General features: G+C 47.8%; 3 protein-coding genes. 1 reads left to right on the forward strand and 2 read right to left on the reverse strand.

Translation table 11 applies throughout. From position 1 onward, the window contains the following. Nucleotides 1-156: 156 nt before the first annotated feature. Nucleotides 157-3,738 (forward strand): adenylate/guanylate cyclase domain-containing protein, encoded by a 3,582-nt coding sequence (locus tag PHW04_18880; protein MDD2717959.1) that lies wholly within the window; start codon nt 157-159, stop codon nt 3,736-3,738. Nucleotides 3,739-3,750: 12 nt separating this feature from the next. Here PHW04_18880 and PHW04_18885 read toward each other — a convergent pair whose 3' ends face one another. Together PHW04_18885 and htpG are read right to left on the reverse strand one after the other, a co-directional pair. Further along, the gene (locus tag PHW04_18885) at nt 3,751-4,812 is read right to left on the reverse strand and encodes a hypothetical protein (protein MDD2717960.1); all 1,062 of its coding nucleotides are present in this window, start codon (nt 4,810-4,812) and stop codon (nt 3,751-3,753) included. Between the two features lie 16 nt (nt 4,813-4,828). Beyond that, nucleotides 4,829-6,349, reverse strand: coding sequence for a molecular chaperone HtpG (htpG, locus tag PHW04_18890; GenBank protein MDD2717961.1), 1,521 nt, complete (start codon nt 6,347-6,349; stop codon nt 4,829-4,831). Nucleotides 6,350-6,478 lie beyond the last annotated feature (129 nt).

The following is a 6,478-nucleotide window of genomic DNA, read 5'->3' on the forward strand; positions in this document are numbered from 1 at the left end:
TGCAAAAATAGCCCAATCCATCAGGAACAAACTTTAGCACTGGAAAGCTGTATGAAACAATGACAGGTACAGGTTTAGACAGGACTTGATCCCATTGCCGTATTCAACCAACCTGCTGTGCCTCAGACTAGCATCTAATTATGATATAATCTCTCCATGATCAAGTGCAGTAAATGCCAATTTTCCTGCCCTGACGGCTCCAAGTTCTGCCTGGAGTGCGGAGTTCGTTTAGATCAGGCTGAAAACAAAGATGAACTGAAGCTTGTCTCTATCCTGTTTGCCGATCTCAAAGGTTTTACCAGCATGAGTGAAAAACTGGAGCCTGATGCGGTCAAGGAAATCATCGACGAAATTTTCCAACGACTTACTGGAATCATTTCTTCCGAAGGCGGCGAAGTCATCAAATACGAAGGCGATTGCATCATGGCCGCTTTCGGACTGACAGTCAGTTCCGACCTGGACCCGATGCATTCCTGTTACGCAGCACTGAGAATGCGCAACGAGGTGAGCAAATTCTCGGCTGAACAAGCAGCAAAGGGCGGGGCGCGACTTGAAATCAGGATCGGCATTCATACAGGCAAGGTCGTAAAAGGTCTCATCGGCGGGAAAACCGACATTCTGGGTGATGCTGTCAACCTGGCAGCCCGCATGGAGCAGAACGCTCCGACAGGTGAGATCTTAATTACCGCGGACCACAGCATGCTCTTGAAAGGCCGTTTCAAAATCCAGTCTTACCAGAAACTTGATATCAAAGGAAAAAACGAACCTGTCCAGACGATTCTTGTCAAAGACCGCGCGCCAATCAGGCAGAGAAGTATTTTAGGTCATGAAACAGCTTTTCTGGGCAGAAGCGTAGAACTTGCCTCCTGCATCAAAATCCTGGAACAGCTGGTTACAGATAAAAAGCCTCACCTGATCGTGATTGAAGGTCCGCCCGGCATCGGAAAAAGCCGCGTGATGCGGGAATTCAACCGCCACTGTGACACCCTGCCATACGATCAGGTGATGACTTCGGTTTATTACGACAGTTCCGTAAAAAACGACTTCCGCCTGATGAAAGTCCTCTTTCAGCAGAAATTCGGAGTTGTCAGTGCGGAAACTCTGGCTTCGCATTTATCGAATCGCGAGGCATCCTGGGATGATCTGTTTGAACACTCCAGGATTCTGGCTTTCCTCACAAGCCTTAAAACTGACTATTCCCCTCAGGGGGACCCTGAAATCGCTTCAATGGCCGCATTAAAAGCTGCTGAGGACATGTTCCTGAATCTGACTAAGCGTGATCCGTACATCTTTTTCCTGGACGATCTCCAGTGGATTGACGAAGCTTCTGTGGAGCTGATACAGCATCTGCTGCGCTGGGGAAAAGGCAGGCTGCTGTTCGCCTGTACAGCCAGGCCGGAATGGAGAGAGCAGTTTAAAAACCTTCCAGATTCAGGCGTCACTGTTATCCCCCTGCCCCCTCTCAGTTCAGAAGTTTGCCGCAGCCTGCTGGAAAATGCGACGGGTTCAGTGCAGGTTCCAGATCAGCTTGTTTCGATGATCGAGAATGCAGCCGGAGGAAGCCCTTTATTCATCGAAGAAATATTAATTTCCCTTTCCGAAGCGGGTATTTTGAATACTGGTCCTGGGGCCGGACTGGAAATCGACACTGTCAGGCTGGAAAAATACAAAATCCCGGGGTCAATAGGGCTGGTGCTGCAATCGCGTCTTGAGAGCATGAACAAGGAAAACCTGGAAATATTGAAAAAAGGCTCAATCACAAGCATGCAGTTCATTCCGGAATTTGTCTCGGATCTATGCGGGAAGACTAATCTGGGTGAAAATATCGAAGCGTTTATTCAGAAAGGTTTTCTTCTGCCTTCGCCGGAACAGGATATTCTTGGTTACAGATATTTCTCATTCAGCCATGCCCTGCTGCGGGATGCCACGCTGAACAGACTGACAAAAAAACAGAAAATCAAGCTGCATGATTCGGTTGCGAAATGGTTCCTGAACCTTACGGCTGCAAAAGAACACGGATCAGATCTTAATCCCCGTCTCTACAGTCATTATCTGCAGGCCGAGAATATCAGAGAAACTGTTAAATATGGGTTTCTGACATTGCAGCAGCTGATGAAACATTTCCGGATCGCCGACGCTCTTCCATACTTCAGGACTATAGAACCCCTTCTTTCAAAAGACGGAAGTCTTGCAGGTGACGGAAAAAAAGCTGAATTCCTTGGACTATACTCTGCTGCACTGACTGCGAGTGGGGAAAACAAAAACTGTCTGGGTGTCATCGAGCGATATCTTCCTGAGTTTGCAGATCTGCCTTCTGCCTGGATTGAACTGAATCTGAAAAAAATGCACTCTCTGGAACTTCTGTCTGAACTTGAATCATGGGAGAGAACAATCCTGGAATGCGAACAAAAGCTGCCTGAAATACAACCCGAATCGCAGATGAATAAATATAAAATGTTGCTTCTTTTCCAGCGCAGCCAGCTCAGTTTCCGGCGCGGCGATCTTTCTGAGGCTTTATTGCATCTGACAAGTCTGGCTGATTCGCCGGCAGGTTCCAATTCGACTGCGCTGTATGCTGAAACTCTGAAAAATATCGGTACCATACATTTCAATCGTTTAGAACTGGACATCGCACTTTCGTATTACCGGAAATCCATCGAGCAATACAATCTGCTAGGCGATCTTCATTGTGCTTTCCTGGTCGAGTACAATATCGGCCTGGTTCAGCAGAGTAAGAAAAATTATCCTGAAGCAAAGCAGCAGATTGTAAAATCCCTGAAGCATGATCTTTCAATTGGAGATCGGCATGGCGCTTCCATTGGATACTTTAGCCTTTCCACTTTTTATCTCGAGATGGAGGATTACTCCAATGCCCTGGAAAACGCTTTTAAAGCTCTGGAATTATCCCGCAATACAGGTTATAAGACAGGTGTAGCGGCTGCGCTTCATAACATTGGCGAGATTTACTGCGAGCTTGGTGATTTCGATTCCGCAGGATCCAGGCTCAAGGAGGCCTTGATGCTGTATTCAGAAATAGGCAATGAGCTGAGATTTGCTCATTGTTACATGGCTTTGGGAAAATTCCATCATTATCAGGGTGAACTGGCTGAAGCTTCAGCAATGTATATCCTGGCTGCTGAAAAATATGAGACCTCCGGTTGTCTGCATGACAAAGTCAATGCTCTGATTTCCTCTGCCAGAGAGGAAATCTTTCAGGACAACTGGGGAAACGCCAAAAGCCGACTGGAAGAGGCTTTAAACATCAGTGTCAAGATGCATTACAAAGAAAGCGCAGCCAGTGCATATTGCTGGCTGGCAGAGATTGAGCTGAACCAGGGTAGTCCTGAAAAAGCATTAGATAAACTCCAGTCTGCGGAAAAGACGTTCCGCAATTTAGGGAGTACCCAGTCTCTTGCATACTGTCTGTCAACGTTGGCCAGAACTCTTCTTGCTCTTGGGAAATCTGAAGAAGCCCGCTGTTGTTGCGAGGAAGCGCTGCTGATTTCAAGGGAAAACAAAGATGAACAGAGCGAAGCCACCTCAAAGCTTGCTCTGGCTGAGGTTCTGGTGTTTGAGGGAAAACTTGAGGAAGCGCTAAGCACTGCTTTAGAGGCAGAGCAGACTTTCCGCAGTCTGTTCAGAATGGCGGAAGCTGCCAGAGCTGCAAAAACAATTCAAGCCATCAGAAACAAGTTTAAAATGCCGGAAAACAGATTAAGAAATAACCGCAACTTGTAGAATTTATCAGATTCATTTCCAGACCAGAATGCAATCCTGCTCAACCTTAATTTTCCATCCTTTGGCTGCAGCCAGCTCCTTGAGCCTGGCTGTAAACGGCTTCAGAGCCATATCCACTGCAAGCGGTTCAGACAGGATTTCAGAGACAGCATAAACCGGGATTTCGGCACCCTTTGTGTCTGAAAATCTGTTCCCGAAAGTTTCCGCATCAGAGAATACTCTGTCAGGGTCAGAGTATGAACAAACCTGGTCTTGAGGCATTTGATACCTGGAAAATTCAATTTCCAGGGTTTTTCCGTTTTCAGATAGTGTAAATTGCTTCTCCCCAATGCTTGAAACAGTAAACTGACCTATAGGATCACCTTCCCTGGCCAGAATCGGATGAAACCCGCAGTCCCAGTCTTCGGCAAAAAGTTTTAAATACCTTCGGCCATCCAGTTCGACTGTGCCGCGGAAATAGATTGCTGCTGGATTCACTGTTACATCGCAGGTATCCGGCTGCCAGACACAGTCTCTTTTTTCCAGCACTACGAATACAGACTGTGTCATCCGCAGTTCGATCATTGTCCTGCGCGCATTGTCCAGAAGTTTCTGCTTGGTCGCAGTATCGGAATTGATGACTTGCCTGTTTCCGTACAGACCCTGAGAAAAATAAACAGGCTGCCCGCATCTGATCAGGACGTTTTCAGCTAGAAAATCAGCGGCAGACCCGCTGAAATTGACGCTGGTCTCGTTTTTCAGGAACCCGGAAAAGCTCCAGCCTTTTCTTTCAAGGGAATACTTCTCCAGAGGAAGCTCCTGTCTCTTCTTCTCATAACTGATTACAGCAGCCGGAGGATCGAGGCTGATCTTTTCCAGAGTGAATCTCCCGGCATTCTCCTTTTCAGGCATGGCATAATGCGTGCCGACACCTCTGCACATGGCAGTCAGCAGAGCATACGGCGTTTTCTCGACGAACACCAGACCTTCCAGGGCAAAAGAGAGTGGCGGCAGCTGCGTTCTGCCAGACCAGTAAAGCCAGGGAAGAGCGATCATTAACGACAAAGTAACTATTGCTGGAAAAGCATTTTTCATCAGGCAGACTCCGGATTCACTTCTGCAGGCTTCCTGCCATCGCGCTCATGATCCTGTTCATCCGCTCCACCATCGGCCTTGGTTCAACAGTCAGGCCTCCCAGCACTCTTGTATTGTCGTAAATCTGCTGTGCGATCAATTTCGCCAGGTCCGGATTTGCCTCCTTCAGAGCCGAAAGATTGCGGATCAGTTCATGAGCCGGATTGAGTTCCAGAATATAGCTGCCTTCCATCCCGGGAAAATCCTTGTGAATGTTTTTCATCATCCTCTGCACCGAATTCGAGAAATGGCTGTCCTTGCTGATGACTATGGCCGGATTTTCCGCCAGACGCTTTGAGACGCGGACTTCGCTGACTGTTTCGCCGAGAATCTCCTTGATCCATTTGCAGAGCTGATCAGACTGGTCGGATGTCAATTTTTCTCCTTCTTTCTGATCCATTTCAATTTCTGCATTCTCGGCAGACACAATTTTTTTACCCAGGAACTCGGAGAGATTCCCAAGCACAAAATCATCCATCACTTCGAAGGTGAACAGCACTTCCATGTCTTTGGCGCGAAAAGCTTCCAGATATGGGCCTGCTTCGATCGTCTCGCGGGAAGGGCCGTTGATGAAGTAAATTTCCTTCTGCGTTTCAGGAGCCCGTTTTATGTATTCCTCAAGCGAAGTCAATTTGCCGTTTTCGGTTTTGGAAGACTCCAAGCGCAGGAGCTTTGCGATATCTTCCCTGTATTCATGGTCAACTGAAAGCCCTTCCTTGAGAAATACGCCGAATTCAGCGAAAAATTCCTGGTATTTTTCCTCTGATTTGCCTGCTTCCTCGGACAGGAACTTGATGAAGCGTTTGACTATGATCTTCCTGATTTTTGCCATCAGTGATTTGTCCTGCATGGTTTCGCGCGAGATGTTCAGGGGCAGATCCTCTGAGTCGATCACTCCCTTCACGAATCTCATCCATTCAGGCAGTATCTCCCGGTTTTTCGGGTCGATCAGCACATTTCTGCAGTACAGGCTTACGCCCGGTTCCTGCCTGCCGAATCCGAATTTCTCGAAATTTGACTTTGGCACAAACAGCAGGGCTTTGATGTCTATGGGCGCGTCTGCCGTAAAATGCAGGCGCAGACTGGGTTCGTCATAGGCATTTGCAATGAATTTGTAAAACTCGGTATAAGCTTCGTCCTTGATTTCGCCTTTCTGTTTGGTCCAGATGGCTTCCACAGTGTTGACGCGCTCTCCGTTCACAAAAATGGGGAAAGGCACGAAATTGGAATAGCGCTTGATCAGATCCTTGATTTTGTCGGATTTGCAGAAATCGGCGTTGTCGTCCTTGAGTTCTACTGTGATCATGGTGCCGCGCTCTACTCCTTCAGCCGGAGTGACAGTGAAGCTGCCGCTGCCGTCTGATTCCCAGCGCTGGCCCTTCGCATCCTTCATCGCAGACCTGGAGCGCACAATCACCCGCTTCGCCACCATGAAAGCAGAATAGAATCCACCTCCGAACTGGCCGATCAGACGCATTTCAGTCCCTGCATCTTTCATTTTGAAAGAAATGCCTTAGAGCCTGAATGGGCGATTGTACCCAGATTTTCCACTATTTCTTCAGCAGTCATGCCGATGCCTGTATCAGTAATGTTAAAAGTTTTGTTTTCTTCGTTGCAGCCGATCCGG

The sequence above is a fragment of the Candidatus Wallbacteria bacterium genome, from assembly GCA_028687545.1.
Taxonomy (GTDB): domain Bacteria; phylum Muiribacteriota; class JAQTZZ01; order JAQTZZ01; family JAQTZZ01; genus JAQTZZ01.

What these genes read in the sequence shown, in the direction of transcription:
- PHW04_18880 (MDD2717959.1), top strand. Translation starts at nt 157, where the DNA reads ATGATCAAGTGCAGTAAATGCCAATTTTCCTGCCCTGACGGCTCCAAG.
- PHW04_18885 (MDD2717960.1), bottom strand. Translation starts at nt 4,812, where the DNA reads ATGAAAAATGCTTTTCCAGCAATAGTTACTTTGTCGTTAATGATCGCT.
- htpG (MDD2717961.1), bottom strand. Translation starts at nt 6,349, where the DNA reads ATGAAAGATGCAGGGACTGAAATGCGTCTGATCGGCCAGTTCGGAGGT.